General features: G+C 66.2%; 18 protein-coding genes and 5 pseudogenes. 6 read left to right on the forward strand and 17 right to left on the reverse strand.

The window, feature by feature from the left end; all coding sequences use genetic code 11:
* Positions 1–155: 155 nt before the first annotated feature.
* From ABZ454_RS36315 to ABZ454_RS36340, 6 genes are all read right to left on the reverse strand, one after another.
* Complete coding sequence (locus ABZ454_RS36315; RefSeq protein WP_359543771.1) at positions 156–1,004, reverse strand: MBL fold metallo-hydrolase; 849 nt, start codon at positions 1,002–1,004, stop codon at positions 156–158.
* Between the two features lie 354 nt (positions 1,005–1,358).
* Positions 1,359–1,520, reverse strand: a complete 162-nt coding sequence (locus tag ABZ454_RS36320; protein WP_359543772.1) for a hypothetical protein — start codon at positions 1,518–1,520, stop codon at positions 1,359–1,361.
* A gap of 252 nt (positions 1,521–1,772) precedes the next feature.
* Positions 1,773–2,321, reverse strand: coding sequence for a hypothetical protein (locus tag ABZ454_RS36325; RefSeq protein WP_359543773.1), 549 nt, complete (start codon positions 2,319–2,321; stop codon positions 1,773–1,775).
* Between the two features lie 444 nt (positions 2,322–2,765).
* A complete protein-coding gene (locus ABZ454_RS36330; protein ID WP_359543774.1) occupies positions 2,766–3,008 on the reverse strand; it encodes a hypothetical protein in 243 nt (80 codons plus the stop codon).
* Between the two features lie 316 nt (positions 3,009–3,324).
* Positions 3,325–4,044 (reverse strand): hypothetical protein, encoded by a 720-nt coding sequence (locus ABZ454_RS36335; RefSeq protein WP_359543776.1) that lies wholly within the window; start codon positions 4,042–4,044, stop codon positions 3,325–3,327.
* Positions 4,045–4,252: 208 nt separating this feature from the next.
* Positions 4,253–4,657 (reverse strand): nuclear transport factor 2 family protein, encoded by a 405-nt coding sequence (locus tag ABZ454_RS36340; protein WP_359543777.1) that lies wholly within the window; start codon positions 4,655–4,657, stop codon positions 4,253–4,255.
* Positions 4,658–5,187: 530 nt separating this feature from the next.
* On the opposite strand from ABZ454_RS36340, the gene ABZ454_RS36345 reads away from it, so the two are divergent.
* Positions 5,188–5,811, forward strand: coding sequence for a TetR/AcrR family transcriptional regulator (locus ABZ454_RS36345; protein WP_359543778.1), 624 nt, complete (start codon positions 5,188–5,190; stop codon positions 5,809–5,811).
* A 5-nt stretch (positions 5,812–5,816) separates the two neighbouring features.
* Here the strand turns inward: ABZ454_RS36345 and ABZ454_RS36350 are convergent, their stop codons facing one another.
* The 4 genes and pseudogenes from ABZ454_RS36350 to ABZ454_RS36365 form a co-directional block, all read right to left on the reverse strand.
* Positions 5,817–6,329, reverse strand: coding sequence for a hypothetical protein (locus ABZ454_RS36350; protein WP_359543779.1), 513 nt, complete (start codon positions 6,327–6,329; stop codon positions 5,817–5,819).
* Between the two features lie 696 nt (positions 6,330–7,025).
* Positions 7,026–7,496, reverse strand: a complete 471-nt coding sequence (locus ABZ454_RS36355; RefSeq protein ID WP_359543780.1) for a helix-turn-helix domain-containing protein — start codon at positions 7,494–7,496, stop codon at positions 7,026–7,028.
* 228 nt (positions 7,497–7,724) lie between these two features.
* On the reverse strand, positions 7,725–8,189 hold the full coding sequence (locus ABZ454_RS36360) for an aldo/keto reductase (RefSeq protein ID WP_359543788.1): 465 nt from the start codon (positions 8,187–8,189) through the stop codon (positions 7,725–7,727).
* A gap of 364 nt (positions 8,190–8,553) precedes the next feature.
* Positions 8,554–8,868 (reverse strand): annotated as a pseudogene (locus ABZ454_RS36365) (hypothetical protein); the annotation flags it as partial.
* Between the two features lie 19 nt (positions 8,869–8,887).
* On the opposite strand from ABZ454_RS36365, the pseudogene ABZ454_RS36370 reads away from it, so the two are divergent.
* Positions 8,888–8,977 (forward strand): annotated as a pseudogene (locus tag ABZ454_RS36370) (IS5/IS1182 family transposase); the annotation flags it as partial.
* Between the two features lie 185 nt (positions 8,978–9,162).
* Here the strand turns inward: ABZ454_RS36370 and ABZ454_RS36375 are convergent.
* The 4 genes and pseudogenes from ABZ454_RS36375 to ABZ454_RS36390 all read right to left on the reverse strand — a co-directional run bounded on the left by ABZ454_RS36375 (position 9,163) and on the right by ABZ454_RS36390 (position 12,085).
* Positions 9,163–10,623: a UvrD-helicase domain-containing protein gene (locus ABZ454_RS36375; RefSeq protein ID WP_359543789.1), complete on the reverse strand. Its 1,461-nt coding sequence runs from the start codon at positions 10,621–10,623 to the stop codon at positions 9,163–9,165.
* Positions 10,624–10,781: 158 nt separating this feature from the next.
* Complete coding sequence (locus tag ABZ454_RS36380) at positions 10,782–11,033, reverse strand: hypothetical protein (protein ID WP_359543790.1); 252 nt, start codon at positions 11,031–11,033, stop codon at positions 10,782–10,784.
* A 231-nt stretch (positions 11,034–11,264) separates the two neighbouring features.
* Positions 11,265–11,666 (reverse strand): annotated as a pseudogene (locus ABZ454_RS36385) (DUF6083 domain-containing protein); the annotation flags it as partial.
* A gap of 155 nt (positions 11,667–11,821) precedes the next feature.
* Positions 11,822–12,085 (reverse strand): helix-turn-helix transcriptional regulator, encoded by a 264-nt coding sequence (locus ABZ454_RS36390; RefSeq protein ID WP_359543781.1) that lies wholly within the window; start codon positions 12,083–12,085, stop codon positions 11,822–11,824.
* A gap of 1,600 nt (positions 12,086–13,685) precedes the next feature.
* On the opposite strand from ABZ454_RS36390, the gene ABZ454_RS36395 reads away from it, so the two are divergent.
* Together ABZ454_RS36395 and ABZ454_RS36400 are read left to right on the forward strand one after the other, a co-directional pair.
* Positions 13,686–14,294: a hypothetical protein gene (locus ABZ454_RS36395; RefSeq protein WP_359543782.1), complete on the forward strand. Its 609-nt coding sequence runs from the start codon at positions 13,686–13,688 to the stop codon at positions 14,292–14,294.
* 286 nt (positions 14,295–14,580) lie between these two features.
* Positions 14,581–15,102, forward strand: coding sequence for a hypothetical protein (locus ABZ454_RS36400; RefSeq protein ID WP_359543783.1), 522 nt, complete (start codon positions 14,581–14,583; stop codon positions 15,100–15,102).
* Here ABZ454_RS36400 and ABZ454_RS36405 read toward each other — a convergent pair.
* The gene (locus tag ABZ454_RS36405; protein ID WP_359543784.1) at positions 15,068–15,850 is read right to left on the reverse strand and encodes an IS5 family transposase; all 783 of its coding nucleotides are present in this window, start codon (positions 15,848–15,850) and stop codon (positions 15,068–15,070) included. The genes ABZ454_RS36400 and ABZ454_RS36405 overlap by 35 nt on opposite strands.
* A gap of 472 nt (positions 15,851–16,322) precedes the next feature.
* Here ABZ454_RS36405 and ABZ454_RS36410 point away from each other — a divergent pair.
* Both ABZ454_RS36410 and ABZ454_RS36415 read left to right on the forward strand, forming a co-directional pair.
* A pseudogene (locus ABZ454_RS36410) lies at positions 16,323–16,643 on the forward strand (transposase family protein); the annotation flags it as partial.
* A gap of 118 nt (positions 16,644–16,761) precedes the next feature.
* Positions 16,762–17,691, forward strand: a complete 930-nt coding sequence (locus ABZ454_RS36415) for an ISAs1 family transposase (protein ID WP_359543785.1) — start codon at positions 16,762–16,764, stop codon at positions 17,689–17,691.
* Here the strand turns inward: ABZ454_RS36415 and ABZ454_RS36420 are convergent.
* On the reverse strand, positions 17,603–19,060 hold the full coding sequence (locus ABZ454_RS36420; protein ID WP_359543786.1) for a tetratricopeptide repeat protein: 1,458 nt from the start codon (positions 19,058–19,060) through the stop codon (positions 17,603–17,605). The genes ABZ454_RS36415 and ABZ454_RS36420 overlap by 89 nt on opposite strands.
* A 551-nt stretch (positions 19,061–19,611) precedes the next feature.
* Positions 19,612–20,079: pseudogene (locus ABZ454_RS36425) on the reverse strand (IS5 family transposase); the annotation flags it as partial.
* Positions 20,080–20,088 lie beyond the last annotated feature (9 nt).

A 20,088-nucleotide genomic window follows, 5' to 3' on the forward strand; every position in this document is an offset into this window, starting at 1 on the left:
CCCTTTGACCACTCTCCGGACCACGCCCACCGCGCTCATCCGGTCGGCTGGAGGATCCTGCACCGGCGGTTGGCCGGTGCAGGATCCTCTGTCATGTCCTTGGTCAACGACACGAGAGGGGTTCCGGCCGCTCGTGGCGCGGGTCAGGGACAGTCCTAGCCCAGGGCGAAACGGGCCGAGCCCCACAGGGCCCCGCGGTTGATCCGGTCCGGGTAGATCTCAAGCATGGCCCGATAGAGGTCGAGGGCGGAGGTCGCCTCATCCGCCAGCCGCGCGAAGGTGTGGATGTAGGCGCGCGTCTCGGCGATGGCGGACGCGGTGTCTGCGGCCAGCACGTCCTTGTGGCCGGCGACCACCAGACGCGGGCTGAGGTTCTCGATCACGTCGAGGGCGGCAAGCCACTGAGCACGCCCTTCCGCGGGGGACTCCGCCAAGTAGAGGTGCACGTTGTTGTAGACGGCGTCACCGGCCACTACCAGGTCGAGGGCGGGCACGTGCAGACACGTCGTGTCGTCAGTGTCGGTGTGCCCCAGGGGGATGGCCTCCAGCCGGTGCCCCTCGAGTTCGATGACGTTGCCCTGCAGGGGCTCAGGCAGCACCAGATCGAAGGGAATCTGGCCAGGGAAGCGAGCGTTCCAGAAGGACTCCACGAATGCGGGAGTCGCCTGCGCGAGCATGCGGTCCACCACATGCGGCAGCGCCACGGCGTGGGCGTCCGGGAATGCCTTGAGAACCCTGCCCAGGCCGAACCAGTGATCGCCGTGGGCGTGGGTGACGTACACGGCGGTGAGCCGCTTGCCCAGGGCCGCGACCCACTCGACGAGCGCATCGGCCTGACTGATCGTCATCAGCGGATCGACGAGGACGGCGTCCCGTTCGCCGTGGATCAGTGTCGAGGAGATCGGCGACCACATGCGTCGATTGAGGTCAGGGGGCAGGTCCGTCACGGTGGTGGGGATCCCCGGTGCAACGAAGACCTCGTACGTCAGCTGTTCCTGCGGCATGAGTGGCTCCTTGTTTCTCAGGAGGATGCTGGGGCTCCGGGCGACCGACATGACCAGCCGACCACCCTGTTACAAGTAAACCCTGTTTACCTATAACATTGCTAGCTGGAAGCGGCGACGACACCGAAGCGGGCCACCTCGCCCCGGACACCACGGCGGATCGCACCCGTCGGCCCGGCGTGACGGGTCTGGTACGAGCGTCAAGCACCACGACCGGATGCGCCTTCCGGCACCGGGCGTCTCCCGCTCGTCGGCGAGGCCGGCAGCGCACCTCCAACCGCCTGCCTCAGCGCGTCTGATTCGTGCCGTTCACCGGCATCGTGCGCCTCGATCGCATCGACTCATGCCGTCGCCTCAACGGCGGCCGCCGCCCAGGCCGCGGGCGGGGGTGAATCGGGCAGGCGGCTCGGCAAGTCCTCTCAGCCACGGAGAAGGACTGCGGGCGAGGAGCCCGGTCGGCACCGCGAAGTCGATGTCCGGCAGCCGGTCCAGCACCAGCCTCGATACCGGGTCCACGACCTGCAAGTGTTCGGGCACCAACCCGGACCCCGACCACCCACCGATGGCAGAGAGCGGCTGCCCTCAGAAGACACCAATGCGAGGTCTTGCGGTACGAGTTTCAAACTGACATGATGGCTGCACCGGCAAGTCCTCGGTACACCACCGTTCGGGAATGCCCGGCGCCGGAGAGAGGGAGGGTTCTCCCTCTCAACCGTGGTCACGTGTACGAAGTCGTCCGAAGCGCCAGAGAAAAGGGAGGCCGGCAGTTCAGCCGGTCGAGGGAGTGCCGTTGAGCGGAGTCGTGGAGCTGTAGAAAACGGACCTTCCCTGCCTGTTCCTCCTGACTCGCCCTTGCGCAACGAGTGACTCGAGGGTCGCCCGCACGACAGTAATCTTGACCTGGCGGTCAGGGTGCTTCTTGGCGATGTCCTCAGTTACTTCGCCCGCCGCTCGCGGTTCGGACTGGCCGGAGAGGTAACTGCACACAAGGTCCACCAGAGTGGGCTTGGATGATTTTGTGCTCTCCCGTGGAGCTTGAGTCACCGGCTGGCCCGAGGCGTCCTCTACGTTTGTCACCTCCACTGTGGGTGCGGACGACGCAGTTTGAGCGGGTTCCGCCTCGCTCTCGCGGAGTAGGGCGCTCCGCACGCCCATCAGCACAGTGCGATTTCGCCTTAGTGTGTTCAGACGCTGTTGCATCGCCTCGATCTCGCGGCCGATGCGCTCCTGCTCCTCGGCGTTGTCCGCCAGGTCCTGGTCCACACGAGCCACATACTGCAACGCAACGTCGTCAGTCTGAACTGCGGTATCAGACACGTCCACTTGTCCTTCCATCCGTCCAATCGCCACGGCGGTCCGCACCCTGCCCCATATGCGAGTGAGCCAGCCGCCGCACGACACGCCTACATGCTGTAAAGCTACAGCGTGGCATGGGAAGTGCCATCAGCCCGCTCCCCCTATCCATGCGCTGGGACGAGGACGTCGGACCCTGGTACCAGATCCTGACTGCCGTCCAGGACTGGCACGAGCCGTCCGAAGCGAAGATGCAGCAAAGCGCGGGAGAGTTGCGGTCATCAATTCTCTTCGCAGCTCTCAGACGGCCACCCTCCGCAACCACTGCCGGAAAGATCCGCTCTCGGCGCGCTGACGCAGACCCGCACAGGTGTCGGACGTGACCCACAGTTCAGGACCGGCGATGTCCTCTCATGCTGTGCACGTACTTGGTCACGCAGCTATGACCTGCGGGAAGGCGGCAGACCATCACGCCAGCAGGCCGAGGGTGTCGGCCACGACATGGCGCTCGCGGACGTCATCTTGAGCGCGCTCTATTCCGCAGCCTCGTGACTTGGTGTGATGTGCGGTGGACAGCGTTCTCGACGCGTCCGTCAGCAGGGCCCGATGACGATGGAAGATTGCTTTCTCGGCGTGTCGACCATAGCAACTCCGGCCGCGCAGCCAGCCCGGCACCGGCAGCAACGGCCGGATGCGGACTGCCGTCGGCACTCCGCATCCCTCATGTCCGTCGGATACCGGCGCTGCCGCTCGGGGTGGCCAACCGCCTTGATGTACACGTGCGTGAGGCAGTCACACGACAAAGCGGTTGAGTCGGCTTCCCCAGCACTGATACGCAAGACGGGGCTCATGGACTCGACACCGACGAGCTGCCAGGAGACTTTAATCCGTTGCCGTCCTTCTCTGCATGCCGCGCCGCCGCGAAAGTCGGCGCGTCCGAGAACAGTCTGTTGCCAGGCATGCCGTACTCCACGGCGATGAACAACTGCCCTGGGTGACGCCGACGCGCGGTGTACTCATGTCCTGGTCAGCCGACAGAGATCTCGGTGAGATCGATAGTGACCAGTGTCGGCTCCGGCAGGACCCGCGCATCCTCCTGCATGGGCAGAACGTACCGATGGGTCGGAAAGACCAGTCCCGATGCGGTTTCGTGCTTTTCGCACAGGTGTGCTGCCGGTGCGCCGCCGAGCACCTCGGCGGCGTAGTCATGGCGTCGCAGCAGGCCCGCAGCGTCGTAGTGAAAGATCTGCTCTCGGGCGTGTGTCGCGATGGTGTCGGGGAAGGTCGCCCGCAGCCTTCGCCTGTTCTCGCCGGCTTCCTCCCAGGGCTCCAGTTCCTCCACCACGACGCCGGGGTGCGTCAACAGGTAGGGGGCCGTGAGGTAGTTCCACATGGCATAGCCCGCGAAGTACAGCACGTGGAGTTCGTCCCAGGGGGTGTCCGAGCCGTGGCCCACGAAAGCTTGGCGTGGGGACGTCCGCTCGGCGACGACCTCTCCGTCCCGCCTCTCGATCGCGACTCGGTCGGGCGTGAACACGCCACACAGTTCGGGGCTGGTGAAGCCCTCATAAACCACGCGCTGCCGCTGCACGTCAACGGTCATGTCCACCGTGGCGAGGATTCCCTGCTGGCTGCGGAGGGTCCACAGGAGTCCGCCTATAGAGCCGCGGGCGCGGATCGTTCGCGCCTCTCGCCACCTGTCGAGGCCGCCATGGGCCTCGACAACAAGATCCAAGAGTCTGGTCACAGCAGTCTCCATTCTGGTTGATGCTTTCGCGTAGCCGTGGCTCGATGTCGCACGGCATTCGCCGGCGGCGGGCGTTCGGCCTGCGTTCGGGGAAGCCGTAGGACCGCAGGAGCGGCATGGACGTCGTGAGCCGTCGGCAGGAGAGGTGGGCCCGGGACAGCTTTGAGTCATTCCGTCGGTGCCGCATGCGCACGGCTGTGTCGCCGGCTCAGGCTTGAGGGGCCTGCGGGTTGGTGAACATGGGGTGGCCGGCCACGGTGTCCTGCGCGGCCACCTCGTCCTGCAGGACGTCCCAGTGCTCCACCACCAGCCCATCTTCGAAGCGGAAGATGTCGACCCCGAGGAGGGGGGCGTCGAGGCCGCCGGAATACCGGCCGTGGACCATGACCAGGTCTCCCTCGGCAATGATCGCTCCCGGCTCGTAGCGGGTGGCGTCGGGCAACTCGGCGATGAATGTGCGCAGTCCGGCTTTGGCCGGCGGGATGAACGGGTTGTGCTGGATGTAATCCGGGTGCAGGTACTGGTCCAGCGCGGTGAAGTCCTTGGAGCTGAACGCGGTCGTCAGGAAGTCCAGGACGACGGCCTTGTTCCGCGCCGTCTGACTCTGATGCATCTACACTCTCCAGAATTTTGTTGACCGGTTGGACCACAATAAATCATGAAGTGGTCCAACCGGTCAACAATCCGTCACGTCGGTCGCCGCCTCGGCGCGAGACTGTCCCAGACGGCCTCCATAGACGGGTTTTCACACTGGCAGGAGGTCGGTGACCCACGGCCTAAATGTCCGGCGGGGCCGGCCCTGGCGGTGGGACTCCGCCCGGAACCACCTGGGGTGATGGATGCACGGTCGTGGCACACCCCGGATCGCCCGCAGAGGCGCCGCCTCGAGCCAACGGCTCGGCGGCACCGCTGGACCACGCACCAACGGTCCGGCTTGCGATGCCGTCGCCTGCAGTGCCGCTGCACCTGACGCCGGTCCCCGGTGGGCTCGGGGATCACCGCCCCGGCGTTCCCGCACCTGTATCAGCCCGGAGGGCGCGCAGCTGCCGGGCCACCTGAGCGTGCGGGCCCCCCCGAGGGCGGCCCCGGAGGTGCCACCAATTATTGTGGTCTAAATGGACCACAATGGCATACCATAGGGGCATGGGACGAAAGCGAGGCTTCGACGAGGCCACCGTGCTCGATGTCGTTCGTGAGCAGTTCTGGACGGCTGGATTTGTCGGCACGTCCACCTATGACCTCATGGAAGCGACCGGCCTGGGCAAGGGCAGCATCTACCAGGCGTTCGGCAACAAGGACGCCCTTTATGCGCGCGTCTTCTCCGACTACTGCCAGGATCTCGTCACTCAGGCCCGCCAACAGTTGCAGGGGGGCCCGCAAGCGGTGCTCCCGTCACCGATGGCGCGACTCGAGCATTACCTCGTCTCACTCGCCGACGCGTTCGCAGCCGAGTCACCCCGCCGGGGATGCTTTCTCAGCAAGGTCACCGCAGACCGTGCCGGCGAGGACGAGAAGGTGGCACAGACGGCTCGTCGCGCGTTCGGCGATCTCGCCGGCGCCCTCGCGGCCGCGATATGCGATGCCCAGGATGCAGGGGAAGTAGCCGACCACGTCGATCCCACGGCTCTGGGGTATCTGCTGCTCAGCGTCATCAGGGGCATCGATTCCATGGCCAAGGCGGGCGTCGGCGAGGAAACGCTCCTGCGGACGGCGCGATCGGCTTTGGTTCTGATCCCGAGGGCCGACTCACCTCACATGCAGGGCTGACACTCTCACGCACTCAGAGCAGCCTGCTCAGCCGCGAAGCGGCGACCATCGGCCATGAACCCGACCGAGAGCGTGCCGAACACGCGCGGACCCGCACGCAAAGGGCTTACCACCCAGGCATGTTCTTCGGTAACAGGAGCCGCCGCCGGTTCGACTCGCTCCTGTGCCTCCGGATCTTTGGGGTGAACGAAGATCTGCCGCTTCTCGGCCATGGACCGTTCTTCGGGCATGCCGATGCGGGGCACGGATTCTTGCAAGTGCCGGAGGAACGATTGTGAGCAGTTCGAGGAGCCCATCACACCCAGTCGGCCGCTCTCCGTGGTGGTGACAGCGATCGCCCGAGCTTTGAGTCCGGCCTCGACCCGCCGGATCACTTCTTGGACAACGTCCTCAAGGCTGAGCGTCATGGGGAGCCGCAGGGCCAGTTGCTGGGTGTGGTAGAGGAAAGCTGTTGCCTCCGCCTCGAGGATGGCGTCCTCGGCGCCGATGCTGCGCGGGTCGCTCAGGGAAGCGACCACCGGCAGGTCACCGGCTCGCATCGACGCGCCGGCCGCCGCCGGGGCGAGCAGCTCTCCGGCAGCGTCTCGGCCGGCAGAGAGACCAGTCGATTCAGGTCAGTGGCACTGATCCGCCGGAAGATCCCTGGCCAAAATGCACTGATGGTGCCGAAGCGTTTACCCTCCGCCTCCAAGGGCGCTGACGCAATGGTGAGGGGGTAGGGGGCGAAGGCGGCAAACTCCGGATGCTTACCAAGCACCTCGACGGAGTGCGGTGCGCGACCCTGGGCTTGCCGGTCCGGTAGACCTCAGCCGACGGGACGACATCGTCGTCTATGGGAACGCGCTCCATCAGGCCGAGGCCGAGCGGTTCGACAGCCGCAACCGCTGCCCCCAGCATCGGATCCCCAGCCACAGGAAGGTATACAGCCACCGAGGAAGCCCCCAGGGAACGCAAGGTGCGCCGCGCGACTTCCACCAGTACATCGTCACGGTCTGGGGTGCAGGGCGTATCGGTCGGCCGACCGGGTTCGGACAACTCGGGGTCCATACCGTTCAGCTCCTGGCGCTGGGGCGATCGCTCGATTTCAGCGTACAGCGCGGGCTCCACCGTGCCAGTCGGCCTCGGCCCGGCCCGCTGTCAGGGCCGCCGGGGCCTCGCCATGCCTTGCAGCTGACGAAATGCCACAGATCCGGTGACTGTCCTGCCTGCCCTGCCTACAACCGCCCGCGCATGTCCCAACCTGGTGCGATCATTTCCTCGATGAGATCAACGTCTTTGACGTTCTCGCCACACGTGGAGCAGTGGCTCTCCATCTCCAGCGGATGATCATGGTGAACCAGGTGCATCGGTGGTGTCGTCACCGCCCACTTATTGCCCCAGGCGAGCAGTGCTCGCAGAACGTGGCGGAGGTCTTCGCCGGCCTCTGTGAGGTAGTACCCCTCATGGCGGCTGCCTTCGCTCACGGGGCGGCGCTCGAGAACACCGGCGTCCACGAGACCGCGAAGCCGGACCGACAACCGGTCCCGCGGTGCTCCGGTATTGCGAGCGATCTGACTGAACTGGTGGTTACCGAAAACGACCTCGCGCACCACGAGCATGGACCAGCGATCGCCGATCAGCTGCAGAGAGGCCGCGACGGAGCACGGTCTCCCGTTGAGGGTCGTGGGGTCCTGCCGGGCAATCACGTGTCCATAGTGCCACGCATAACAGTTTGGAGGCCAAACCGAGCGTCTTCTTTGTCTAAACGGCCGAACCGTGAAGACCTTGAGCGACACCGCAGCGCTCTTCATGGCTACCGCGATATAACGCTGTCACCGGATCCCGCTGGGCTTCCTCTCAGTACGGGGCTTGACCCGGGGTTTTGGCGAGCGCGTCCGCCTTGAAACTCCGGCCGGTAGTCTTCCGGCGTCGGGTCACTGGTCGATGGTGGCCATCCAGTAGAGCTCGTACCTGTCCCCCACGACCTCGGGCAGGGACTCCTGGGGCTCGGCGGGTTCGGAGTCCGTCAGCCGGACGTCCGCCGCGGCCCCGTTCTCCTCCTGGGCGGCGACCCTCTTGGTGCCGGGGAGCGTGACGATCTCCTCCTTCGTGGGCGAGGACCGGGCGAGCGCCGGCTGTCCCGGAGTGACGCCCTTGCGGTCGGCGATCGCGCGCACCACCTCGACGATGGGCTTGCTGGTCCCGGAGACATCGCCGGCAAACCGGGGCAGGGGGCGGCGGAAATCGTCCGCGTCGAAGGCCTTCAGGTCGGTGACGGTTCCGGTCAGGAATCCCTGGCCCAGCGGTGAGCAGGACGCGAAGCCGATGCCAAGTTCCCGGGCCGTGGGCTTGACGCTTTTCAGGAACTCGCCGCGTCGTGCGGGGAATCGGACATCCAGTCCAGAAGCAGACGGAGGGCGTCTGCCGAGGAACTGCCGGACTCGGCGGAATAGACCACCAGAGTCTGACGTGGATCATCGACCACGCGCAGCGTCTCGCTAGCGCCTGGGCCGGCCCCTTGCCCCGGGCCCGCCGCGCGGTCGCAGCCGCCCGCCTCACGTGGGCGGCCAGGTGCTGGAACGGCGCCGGCGCCGTCACGCCTCGGCCACCAGGTTCAGCCGCCCTTGCACGTCCCACCCGGGCACAAGCATTGCCTCGGTGAGATCCGCGTCTTCGACCTTCTCCCCGCAGGCGGAGCAGTGATGGCGACGGGGACGTCCATCCCACAGATACAAACATGCCGACGGGCCTGTTCGGCGCTCGTCATCCCGGCTCGGGGCAGGGTTCTGCCCTGGATGCGACCGAAGGAACGGGTGCTCGCTCCGCCGCAGGGGCAAGGCGGGCACGCGGCTCGCTATGCACGGGCGTTCCAGGTGATCCACCGGGATGGTCGTGGATCCAGGACAGGCCGCCGATGTCGAGCCGGCGGCGGGTCCGGGTGACGGCGACGTAGGCCAGGCGGGCCTCGCCGTCGTCGATCGGGCCGGGCACAGCATGGCCGGTGTCATCGTGCTGATCGCTGTCCTTCGGCGGGGTGAAGTCGTCAGCGATCTTCACACGGGCCCATTCCCGGCCCCGCTCACCTCCAGCGTCGCGACACCGGAGGTGCGACGATCGCGCTGTGCTGGCTGCGGTCATCTTCGTCGCTACCTCGGGCTGCACCTGGCGGCAAGTACCACCGGTCTTCGCCGCTTTGACAGCAACGAACCAGAGTTGCGGAGCCGTGAGTGGTCGGTGCGTTCCACGCATTGGAGCTGTCCACGTACACAGTCCGAGCGATCCCATCTCCCTCCATCCAGCGGTTCGGTTCTGGCGGGGAGCCGTCCTGTCGCCGGACGAGCCCGGCCCGGTGTCCGAGTGCGTGGCAGCTGGTCATGCGGTGGGGGTTCCGTCGGGGCGATTGTTGACCCATGACAGTCCGCCGAGGTCGAGTTGGTGGCGGGCGCGGGTGACTGCTACGTAGGCGAGTCGGGCTTCGGCTTCGTCGATGGGGCCGGGGATGGGCCGGCCGTTGCTGTCCTTCTCGTCGCTGTCTCGGGGTGGAGTGAAGTCGTCTGCGATTCTGACGCTCCCCCATTGACGGCCTTTGGCTTTGTGGGCGGTCGAGACGGTGACGTCGGCGGTGTCCTCGTTGTCGAGGTGGTGGACGGCACTGAGAATGGCGTCGGTGCCGTGGGTGTCGACCAGGTCGACGAGCGGCTGGAGGTCTCTTCCGGCAGGGTCGTTTCCTGCGTAGTCCTGCAGGTCGCCCCATGTGGGGAAGAGGAGGAGCTCGGGGTGGGAGGTGCGTCGGCCCGCTCTGAGGTCGTCGGCGGCGCGGGCGAGTGCTCGCAGGGTTTCTCCTCCCCCGGTCAGGGCTACCCGGTGTTCTGCTTCGAGGAGTTGCATGACTTCACGCATGGCTCCGACGTTGGTGCGGCACAGGATGGCGTCGGGTTGTTCGGATGGGCCGAGGGTGGTGGTGATGGTATCGGTGCCTGCCAGGCGCAGGGGTGCGTCGGCGATGGCGAGCCAGCGGTTGGCTTCGGTGGCGAGGTGCGGGCCGAAGCGGAAGGACTTGGACAGGGTGAGGCGTGTGCCGGGGAATGTGGTCATGACGTCGCGGGCGCCGCGCCACCCGTAGATGGCCTGGGCGGAGTCTCCGACCATGACGAGCTGGGCGTGGTCGCGTTGGGCGTTGAAGATCTGCTCGACGACGGGGTTGGTGTCCTGGGCTTCGTCGAGGAGGAGGAAGTCCGAGAGGATTTTAGGTTCGGTCAGTGCCCAGATTTTGAGGTAGTGGTCGTGATCGAAGCGGACCGCGCCGGCGTCGGGGTTTTGAAGGTCTGACCATGCTTTGCGGGCGAACGGCATGACGACCGCGGTCAGTTCGCTCTGCGCGCCTTCGAGGCTGCGCAGCGGTGGGACGTGGTGGTCGGCGAGGGTTGGGTCTGCGGAGTGGCAGAAGCGGGTGACGGTGCGCAGGGTGGCGTAGGACAGGGCGCGGGGTGAGAGGTCTCGGTCGCCGATGCGGATGGTTTTGGTGATGCCGAGGTCGTGTCCGGCCTTCCAGCTGGGTTGGCGGGGGGCGTTCAGGCGGGTGCGGTAGCGGTGGCCGATGGCGGCGTAGGCGAGGGCGTGGGCGGTTTTGCAGGTGACGGTGGCAGGGAAGCGGGCGGTGGCGTCCTGGGCGATGGCTTTGTTGTAGGCGAGGTATCGGCCGGTGCGGTTGGTGCTGTGGGCGAGGAGTGCCAGGGTGCTGGTCTTGCCGGTGCCTGCACCTGCTTGGAGGGCGAGGTGATCGCCGTCGTGGAAGCGGTCGGCGGCGGCGGTCTGTTCATCGGTGAGGGTCAGCACCGGAGGGTCTCCATTGATCAGGGGCGTGGTGGGGTCGGTGGCGTGGTGGGGTGCCCGGGCGGGTCGCGCGCGATGAGGTCGTGCGCGGGCGGGGTCGTGCTCGTTGATGGGCGGGGCCGGTCCTGAAAAGGTGCGGAGGGGGCAAGCGGGATGGCTCAGCTCCCGCGGAGCAGCCGGTTGCGGGTGCTGGTGGGCAGGCGGGGGCGGATGTGCTGGTGGTGCAGCAGCGGGTCGAAGGGCTCCCATTCGGCAAGGGCAAGGTCCGCGGCGCCGGAGCCGGTGTGGTCGAGGCAGCGCTGGTGGCGCCATCGCAGTTGCTCGGCGTAGGGCAGATGGGTGAGGTCGTAGACGGCTATCACCCCTGCCGGAAGGGCGCATTGTCGGCCGCTGGGGGTGGTGGCCGGCATCAGTGTCCAGGTTCCGGCCGGGGCTCTGAGGTCAAGAATCGGGTGGGTGCAGCGCCGTCGTTGGCGGGTCTGCGAAACGCACTGGACGGCGTCGAGAGGGCGCGTGGCCAGGTAGCGGACGCATAGAAGGTGTACGACTGGCCGGGCCGGGCGGCAGGGTTCGGCGGCGGGGTTTGGCGCGGCTGTGGGTGTGGTGTCCGGGGTGGTGAAGGAGCCTTTGTCGATCAGTCGGCGGGTGTGCAGAGCGAGGTGGCGGCGCAGCGCGGTGATCTGCGGTGTGGGGGCTGCTGGGCCGCGGCGTGCGGGGCACAGGGCTGCGTGTGGGATGCGGCACCAAGGGGTGCCGTCGTGGGCGGGGTGAGCGGCGCCGGAGCTGACGTGCCAGCGGATTGCGGCGGGGGCGGCAGCGGCGGGGAGTTCTTGCGGGTGGAGGCTGACGAAGCGGCCGTCGCCCTTGGTGTCCGCGTGCGGGAACCAGTCGATGCGGTTGCCGCAGTCGCGGCAGCGGCCGGGCTGGGCACTGCGGACCAGGCGTGTAGGGCTATCGGGGGCGACGCGCAATGCGCGTACGCGTGGGGGGCGGTCGGGGGTTCCGTCCCATCGGCGGCCGGGTGCGGTCGTGTCGGAGCACATGGCGGTGAAGGTGGCAGGTGACACGCCGAAATCGTGGGGAACGTGCCGTGGAGTCCTGCGAATGGCTCAAGATCGCTGAACATCCGCACGGATTCTCGTACACGCGTGCCCGTCGGAGACTGGATCGGGTGATTTCCCGGGCCTGGGACCAGGGGTCAGGGGGTGGGTGCGGCTGGCGGCTGATGGCCTTCGCAGAGGCGGGCGAAGAAGTGGTCAACGGGCACGTCGAAGGCGTGGGCGATGGCGTGCCAGGTCTTGAGTGATCCGATGGTGCGGCCCTGCTCGATTTCGATGAGTGTGCGCCTGGCCAGGCCGGTACGGTCGGCGAGTTCGTCGTAGGTCCAGCCGTGCTCGCTCCTCAGCCGTGCCAGCTCCAGCCGGAGGGCGGTGAGGTTCGGGTCGGGCGGGAAGATCGTCACCTCACCATCCGAAGGTGCAGACCCCTGCCCTGTCAGTGCAGACTTCTGCCCTATTTCGCAGGCCGCCACGACCCTGCACAAGGCAGAGGTCTGCACTACGGTGCGCTCACTCGCCCCGCCCCCGCAGGGTGCATGAATCCGTTGGCATGACGGCGAGGAAGACCGGAGGAAGACGCACCCCATGAGGCAGTGCACGACGCAGCCAGCGCAACGCACCTGGATGGTGGAACTACGCCCCGAGCGCGGCGGCCCCGCTCTCGTCTGCTCAAGCTGCCCTTCGTCCGGCACCGCGCCCGTACGCGCTTTGGCGCAGGAGGCGATGACGCACCTGGCCCAGCATGCGCGCCGCGACGCACTGCCCGCGCACCTTCGCATCTGCCAGTGTCACGCGTGTGGCTGCAGGTGGCATCCGAGGCATCGCGGATGCGCGGGGCGCATCCTGCTTGTCCTGGCCTGGGAGCGCGGCGGTCGTCTATGGCGCCTCGCCGATGTCTGTGCCGCGTGCGCGGCGGCCACCGAACACGCGGCGGTCGTTCCAGACACGGCATTGCACACTGCGCCGCCCGTTTTCCCCACCTCGCGCCGTAGGACGTTGAGCGGGCTCGCTGAAGAGGTTCGGGTGCGCGAGATGCTCAGCTATCTCTCTGTCGCCCTCCCCGCTGGGGCGTCTGCGGGTACCCGCTTGGTCGCGTTGCAATGCGCTCTGCGCTCGACCGGTGGTGGCGACGTACGCATCCCCACCGGCCTGGTGCGCGGCATGCGATTGGACCTGGACGCGGACGGGGCCCCGCATCTAGCGCTGGAGGGGGCAGGCTGGCTGCGTCTGCAAGGCGTACGGCCGGACAGCGGGAGGCAGGGATTTGCCGCGCGGCTACTGGATCCCACCGTACGCACGCAGGCGCCGGGGCGACAGAGCCGGGCCAGGGCAGCTGGTTGGGCGCTGCGCGTCTGCGGAGCGCGTCAGTTCCGTTCGCTCGGCATGCCGCCCAGACTGCTCGCACTCGTGCTCAGCGCGCACCTCACCGCCGGCTCTGCTCGCGGCGCCGTCGATCGGGACACGCTCGGCCGCTTGTGCGGTCTAGCTCTGCCCCGTCTGCCCCAGGTACTCGATCTGATGGTCGACACACACCTCTTGCAGTCATGGACTTTCGAGGCCGTCTCCGGCGACGTCCAGTGGTCTCTCTCCTCACCAAAACTACTCGCTGGTGACGGGCCGTGACAGAGGGAAGTCGTTGCGCCAGTCGGCTTCGGGCTCTGCCCTGTTCGCCCAACGCGCCAACGCCACCGTGAGCCGTCGTGATGGATGTCGCCGAGATCAAATTCTGGGTTCACTGAACGCTCGTTGGCACCCCAGCCACAGCGATATCGCACCCGGGCTTTCCAGTCGGCTGCTTGCGGCAAGGGCCGCACCCCGTCGTGGCGGGTGCTGCTGCACTCCCTCGCTGAGAAGTACGCGGATGCGCAACGATTCCTTCGTTCGGTGTCAGCGACGCAGGTGTGTTTGATGGCTCCCGGAGACAACGCGGGGGAGGTTGTGGCAACAGTGTGTGAGTAGCATCAGGGCCCCACTCCCATTCATAGTCGGAAAAATGAGGGCTTCATGTCCGAAGTTGCAGCACCCTCTGCAGTCACCGCAGGTTACGCGCAGAAGGTCACGGAAGACCTCGCGGTCACCCGGAGCGAGCAGGAGCGAGTGCGCGCCGAGCTGTCGCGCTTGCAGGCCGAGCTCCGCCAGCTCGAAGAGAGCGAGCAGGTCCTGGTGAAAGTGCAAGTCGTGCTGGCTGACGCTGGTGCTCCCGTCACGGGGCAGGGCAAGGGAGTGAAGAAGAAGGCGTCAGTGCCCGCGGCACGCCGGGGGAAGAGCGCAACGGGACAGCAGGTGTCGCGTAAGGCGAAGCCTGCGAAGAAGGCCGACTCCAAGGCTCGTGCGGAGAAGTCCGCTCTGGCCAAGGGCGCGGGCGACAAGACCTGGGCTGCGCTGGCCGGCAGTTACCTCTCCGCCCAGAGCGAGCCGAAGTCCGCCGCGGAGGTATCCGCTGCACTGACCGAGGCGCATCCTGAGCGAAACGTACAGGCCGCTGTCGTACGCAACGCCCTGGAACAAGGCGTTGCCCGCGGCCTCTTGGAGCGCTCCAAGCAGGGCCGCTCCGTGTACTACACCCCGGCTACCGCTGCGCCTGCCTCCGGTGGGCCCGCTGCCGAAAAGTAGGTCAGACAGGGGCGTCCCAGGTTGAGGGCCCGGTTGCGGTGTTCTCAGGGGTGATCTGCCAGGGAATGCGTCGCCTTGATGGGGTGCTGCTTTGCGGCGGGGCAGGGCGGTTGGGCAGCAATGTTGACCGCGCCGGGAGCGGGCAGGTATGGGCGGGGCTGTTTCGTGGCCTCAGAAGCTGTTGTCTTTCCGGCTGTGATAGCCGGGTTTCCGCTGGTCAGGTGTGAAGTGGCTTCTTCTGCAGTAGAGATGACGCGGCGTGATTTCTCTTCGGTGGAGGTGCCGGATGCCGTCTGTGCTGGGGTTGCTCGAGGATCGGGAGGTCGCTGCCCGGCAGCGGGTGGAGTCGCTGCGGGGCGAGCTGGACCGGCTCGTTGCCGAGCTGGAGGAGGCGGAAGCCGCGCGCGATCGCCTGGTGATCGCGAAGGAGACGGTGAGCCAGGTGCTGTCGGAGTCCCCCGAGGCCAAGGACGTGGAAGGTTCCGCAGACGCCCGGCCGATCGAGCCGGAACCGGCGGCGGCTGGGGTGGTGCCCCGTTCGGTGGTTCCGGTGCGGCGGGCGGGGCTTGGCATGACGGTGCTGTCGCCGGACTATCAGCGGATCATGCACGTCCTGGCCGAGCGTGAGCGGTCCGGTGAAGGGCCGGCGATCTGCCGGCAACTCGCCAACGCGCTGGACCTCGAACTGGTCCCGGCGAAGATCGAAGGGGTCCGGTCGAAGGCGAAGCGCCTGGCCGCGCGGGGCTGGCTCGTCGAGAACACTCCGGGCTCCTTCAGCGTCGCCGCTTCGCGAGCCGACGGCTCATGACCATGGTCATCGACCACAGCACCATCGCCTCGGCCGTCTCGGTCCGCCTCTCGTAGTCGCGGACCAGACGGCGCGAACGCATCAGCCACCCGAACGTCCGCTCCACCACCCACCTGCGGGGCAGCACCACAAAGCCCGAAACATCCGTATTGCGTTTGACGACCGTGAGCGTCAGACGCAACACCTTCGCGGCGAAGTCGACCAGGGGCCCGGTGTAGCCGCCGTCAGCCCAGACCAGTCTCAGCAGGAAGAACCGTGTCGCCAGCCGGGCCAGCAGAATCTGGGCCGCTTCCCGGTCGGTCACGTTCGCCGCGGTGACCATGACCGTCAGCAGCAGCCCTGTCGTGTCGACCACGATGTGCCGCTTGCGGCCGTTGATCTTCTTCCCGCCGTCGAAACCGCGTGAGGAGGCGGGCACGGACGCGGCGGCCTTGACCGACTGGGCATCGATGATGCCCGCAGTCGGCTCCGGATCCCGGCCGGCCGCCTCGCGGGCCTTACTGCGCAGTCGCTCGTGGAACTCTTTGACCAGGCCCTTGTCCCGCCAGCGGCGGAAGAACGCGTAAACCCGGTCCCAGGCAGGAAAGTCCACGGGCATCGCCCGCCACTTGATGCCGTTGTCGACGAGGAAGCGGATCGCGTCGACCATCTGCCGGTGGCAGTAGCTTTCCGGCTGCCCGCCACGGCCCTCCAGCCAGCCAGGAACCGGCATCGCGGCACAGACCTCGGCCCACTCCCGGTCCGTCATGTCCGAGGGGTAATGACGCGCTCGCTCACCATGGTCGGCGGCGCTGCCGTACACATGGGCGAGACAGTCACACGACGGAGTACCCGGGTTGGACTCCACCAACACCGGCACGCAAGACTGAGGCACAGGGCCTCCTGACGCTCGAATGGACTTCAACACCCATGAGCTGTTCGGGAGGCCCTGCTTTCATTCCCCGGCCACGAGCCGATCACCCAACCCGGCACCCAAGTTCGACCCGCAACCGAACCTCTCGGTACGACAACGCCTTCTTACGGACGCACAGGTCAACGATCAAGCTGAGGCAGAGCTCCGGCACACCCTGCTGCCTTGGAGCCGGGTGAGGGAGCAAGGGCTGCTTGGTGTGGTGGTACAGACAGGTCAGGGCTTCGGCGTAGTCGGCTGACGCCCGCTTCCTGACGGATGACCAGATTGGGCGGGGTCGGGTGCAGAACAGGCACGGACGCCCGTGATCATGGAGTTCTCTACGCTCTGTGATCCTGGGAAGTCCGTGCCTGCCGACGCATCATCTCTGATACCCCCTGCCCTGAACCAACTCGGCCCCCGTCCGGGAGCCACCCCCAGGGAGATCCCCGACCTGCTGGAATGCCTCGCGCAGGTCCCCGATCCGCGCGATCCCCGCGGAGTACGGCATCCGCTCGCCGCGGTGCTGGCCCTGACCGCCTGCGCGGTCCTCGCCGGCGCGAGGTCGCTGCTGGCGGTGAGTGAATGGGTGGCCGATACCCCCGAAGGACTCCTCGAGCGGCTCGGTATCCGCGTCGACCCACTCTTTCCGAAACGCTCCTGGCCTGCGGAAACAACGATCCGCAGAGTCCTGGCCCGAATCGACGCGAACGCCCCTGGACCGGGCGGTCGGGGCCTGGCTTGCCGGCCGGCAGCAGGACGCGGGCGGATTGCGAGCGCTGGCCGTCGACGGGAAGTCGCTGCGGGGCGCCGCCCGCGCCAAGGGCCGGAGAGTCCATCTCCTGGCCGCCTGCGACCACGTCGGCGGGCTGGTCCTCGCGCAGATGGACGTCGGTGAGAAGACCAACGAGATCACTCGGTTCCGACCTCTGCTGGATACGCTGCCCGACCTGTCCGGCACCGTCGTGACCAGCGATGCCCTGCACACTCAAACCGACCACGCCACCTACCTGCGCGGGCGGGACGCCCACTACATCGTGATCGTGAAGCGCAACTCGAAGAAGCTACGCGCGCAGCTCAAATCCCTTCCCTGGAAGCAGATTCCGCTCCAGGACCGCATCCGCACGACCGGGCACGGACGCTGTGAGATCCGCAGGCTGAAGGTCTGCACAGTGAACAACCTGCTCTTCCCCGGCGCCCGTCAGGCCGTCCAGATCGTCCGTCGCCGCGTGAATCACACGACGGGGAAGATCAGCCTCAAGACCGTCTACGCGGTTACCAGCCTCGTCGCGGAACAGGCCCCGCCCGCCCGGCTGGCCCAACTGATCCGCGGGCACTGGACGGTCGAGGCCCTGCACCACGTCAGAGACGTCACCTTCGCCGAGGACGCCTCCCAGTTGCGGACCGGGGGCACCCCAGGCGATGGCGACGTACAGAAACCTCGCGATCGGAGCCCTCCGTCTCACCGGCGTTCGCAACATCGCCGCTGGCCTCCGCCGGGCAGCCCGGGACCAAACCCGCACCCTCACCTATCTCGGCCTCACGTGATCAAAAAGGACGAGGTCCGACTACGCCGAAGCCCTGAACAGACAGGTCCGCAGAGTCTCCTCTTTATCGGAGCTCGAGTGCAGTCTCGAGCTGGTGGCGAAACCTCTGCAGACGCTCTCTGGAATCTACAACTTGAATCAGAGTGTCCATGACGATACGCAGTTCGATAATTTCACCAGGCGTTGTGCTGCCGCTGATGAAGGCAATCAGGTACCGCCCCGCTTCTGCCCAATTCGACATAACGCAGTGAGTCAGAAATAGATTGCCGATTGTCTCTATGGCAGGTCGTGAATTATTGCAATGAGCGGTGAGGAGTTCAATGGCGCGTGCGAGATGTTCTTCACTGTCTGCATTTCCCAGGGAACGCAGCGCAACCGCCTTCTCGTAATGAGTCCAGCCGTCGTTTTGGTCAATTTCCAGGGCGCGATTGAAATCGGCTATGGCTTCCTGGTGCCGGCCTGTTACGCGGAAGACGACACCACGATTGGTGAAAATAGAACCAGGGTCCTGAGGATCGAGGCTGATTGCGCGGTTGAGGTCGGCAATGGCGTGATCGTGCTGGCCTGTGAGGCGATGGAGATGGCCGCGAACCTCAAGAATCCAAGCTGCTTCGGGAGCGAGGTTGATTGCGTGATTGAGGTCAGTCAGGGCCTTATCGTACTGACCCATGGAGTAGTAGTACAGGCCGCGTCCGGCGACCTTCCCGGCGCTGGCGGGAGCGAGTTCGATAGACTGACTGAGTGCTGCTAAGGCTTCTTCGTGGCGTCCCACTTTTTGCAGGCAACTCCCGAGGCTTTTCAATGCCACGGCCTCGTGGGTAGGGTCTTTGATATCTGCGAAGATACTGGCAGCAGTCGCGTAAGTCTGGATTGCCGACTCAAGGCGCCCAATGTTCTCCAAGGCGATCCCGAGATTGACGAGTTCGATACCCTTAGGTGTGCGTTTCCCCATTTCCTCAAAGAGGTTTGCTGCGGTGGTGTGATTCAGGATCGCCTCCTCGAAGCGCCCAAGGCTCTGCAAGGAGATGCCGAGATCTCTCCGTACCTCCGATTGAAGGATACTATCGTTGGTCTCCTGGAGTAGTCTGGCGGCAATTGTGTAGGCATCGATTGCCTCTTCGTGGCGCCCGACTTCCTGCAGGTCATCTCCGAGAACGGCAAGGGCTTGGCCTTCGCTGTGACGGTCGCCGATCTCGTGGAACACATCGACAGCGTTCCTATGGTCGTCGATCGCCTCCGCGACCCGTTCCATGTCCGCCAAGGTGCCCCCGCGATTACTTAGGGCCTCTCCTTCGCCGACGCGGTTGCCGATTTCCTTGAAGAGGTTGAATGCAGTGGTGTGGGCATCGATAGCCTCCTCGAGGCGCCCAGCTAGGTGCAGGGCGCTTCCCAGGTTGTTCATGGCTGCGGCCTCACCACGCCGGTCACTGAGTTCTCCGCAGATATCGGCACTCGTGGTGTGGGCATCGATCGCCCCCTGGTGCCGTCCCGACATCCGATGGGCTACGCCGATGGCGTTCAAAGCCCTAGCTTCCCCTCGTCGGTCGCCGCTTTCCCGGCAGGCACTCAACGCGACGCTGTTGACCGTATGCATGTCAGCGTAGTGGCGCCGGAGGTCTAGGAACCTGTACAGGGTTGGGGCGAGGCTGGCTGCTGCGGGGAAATCGTACGTGTGCGTCGCGGCAACTGTTGCAGTGAGGCTTGTTCGTTCTCTATCCAGCCACCTCAGGGCGCTCTCCCTGTCTGGGAAGAGCTCTGAGATAGGCAGGTCGGGTTCGCTCTGGAGATGTGTGTCGGCGGCCTCAGCGGTGGTGCAGTAGTGACTCATGAGGGATGTCACTGCCGTATCGCGCTGGTCTTCCTCGGCATGATTCGCGCCGTGTTCGTCAGCAAATAGGCGGATTAGGTCGTGCATTGCCCACCGTTCATGATCTGTTGGCGATGGCAGGAGAAGGTGGGCGCGGGCCAGATCGGCCAGAAGTCTGCGGGTCTGTGCGGTGGGCTGGCTGAGAAGAACAGCGGCCGCGTCCGTAGAAATGTCCGGACCGGGCGCAGCTGCAATAAGACCGTGTCCTATGTGGTGAGTCGGAGGAGTCGTTTGTAGCAGCAGAGGGCGGCGGCGAGGCCGAGAAAGGCCAGGTAGTTGCGGGGTTGGCGTTCGTAGCGGTGGTTGAGTCTGCGGTATCCGGTCAGCCAGGACATGGTGCGCTCGATGACCCATCGTCGGCGCCCTAAGCGTTCGCTGGACTCGACTCCCTTGCGGGCGATGCGCACGCCGATGTGCTTGCCCCAGAGCCATTTCCGCAGGTGAGGTACGTCGTAGGCTTTGTCTGCGTGGAGGCGCTGGGGCTTGAAGTAGCGGCCGCGGTGGGGGTCGTGTCTCGTTTGGTGACCCATGACCATGGGCTTCAGCCCGAGGCTGTCATGGGTGTTGGCCGCTGAGAGACCGACGAGAAGGGGCAGTCCGTTCGCGTCCGACAGGACGTGCATCTTGGAACCCGGCTTGCCCCGGTCCACGGGGCTCGGACCTGTGAGTTCGCCCCTTTTTTA

The organism is Streptomyces sp. NPDC005803, from assembly GCF_040630435.1.
In the GTDB taxonomy this organism is placed as follows: domain Bacteria; phylum Actinomycetota; class Actinomycetes; order Streptomycetales; family Streptomycetaceae; genus Streptomyces.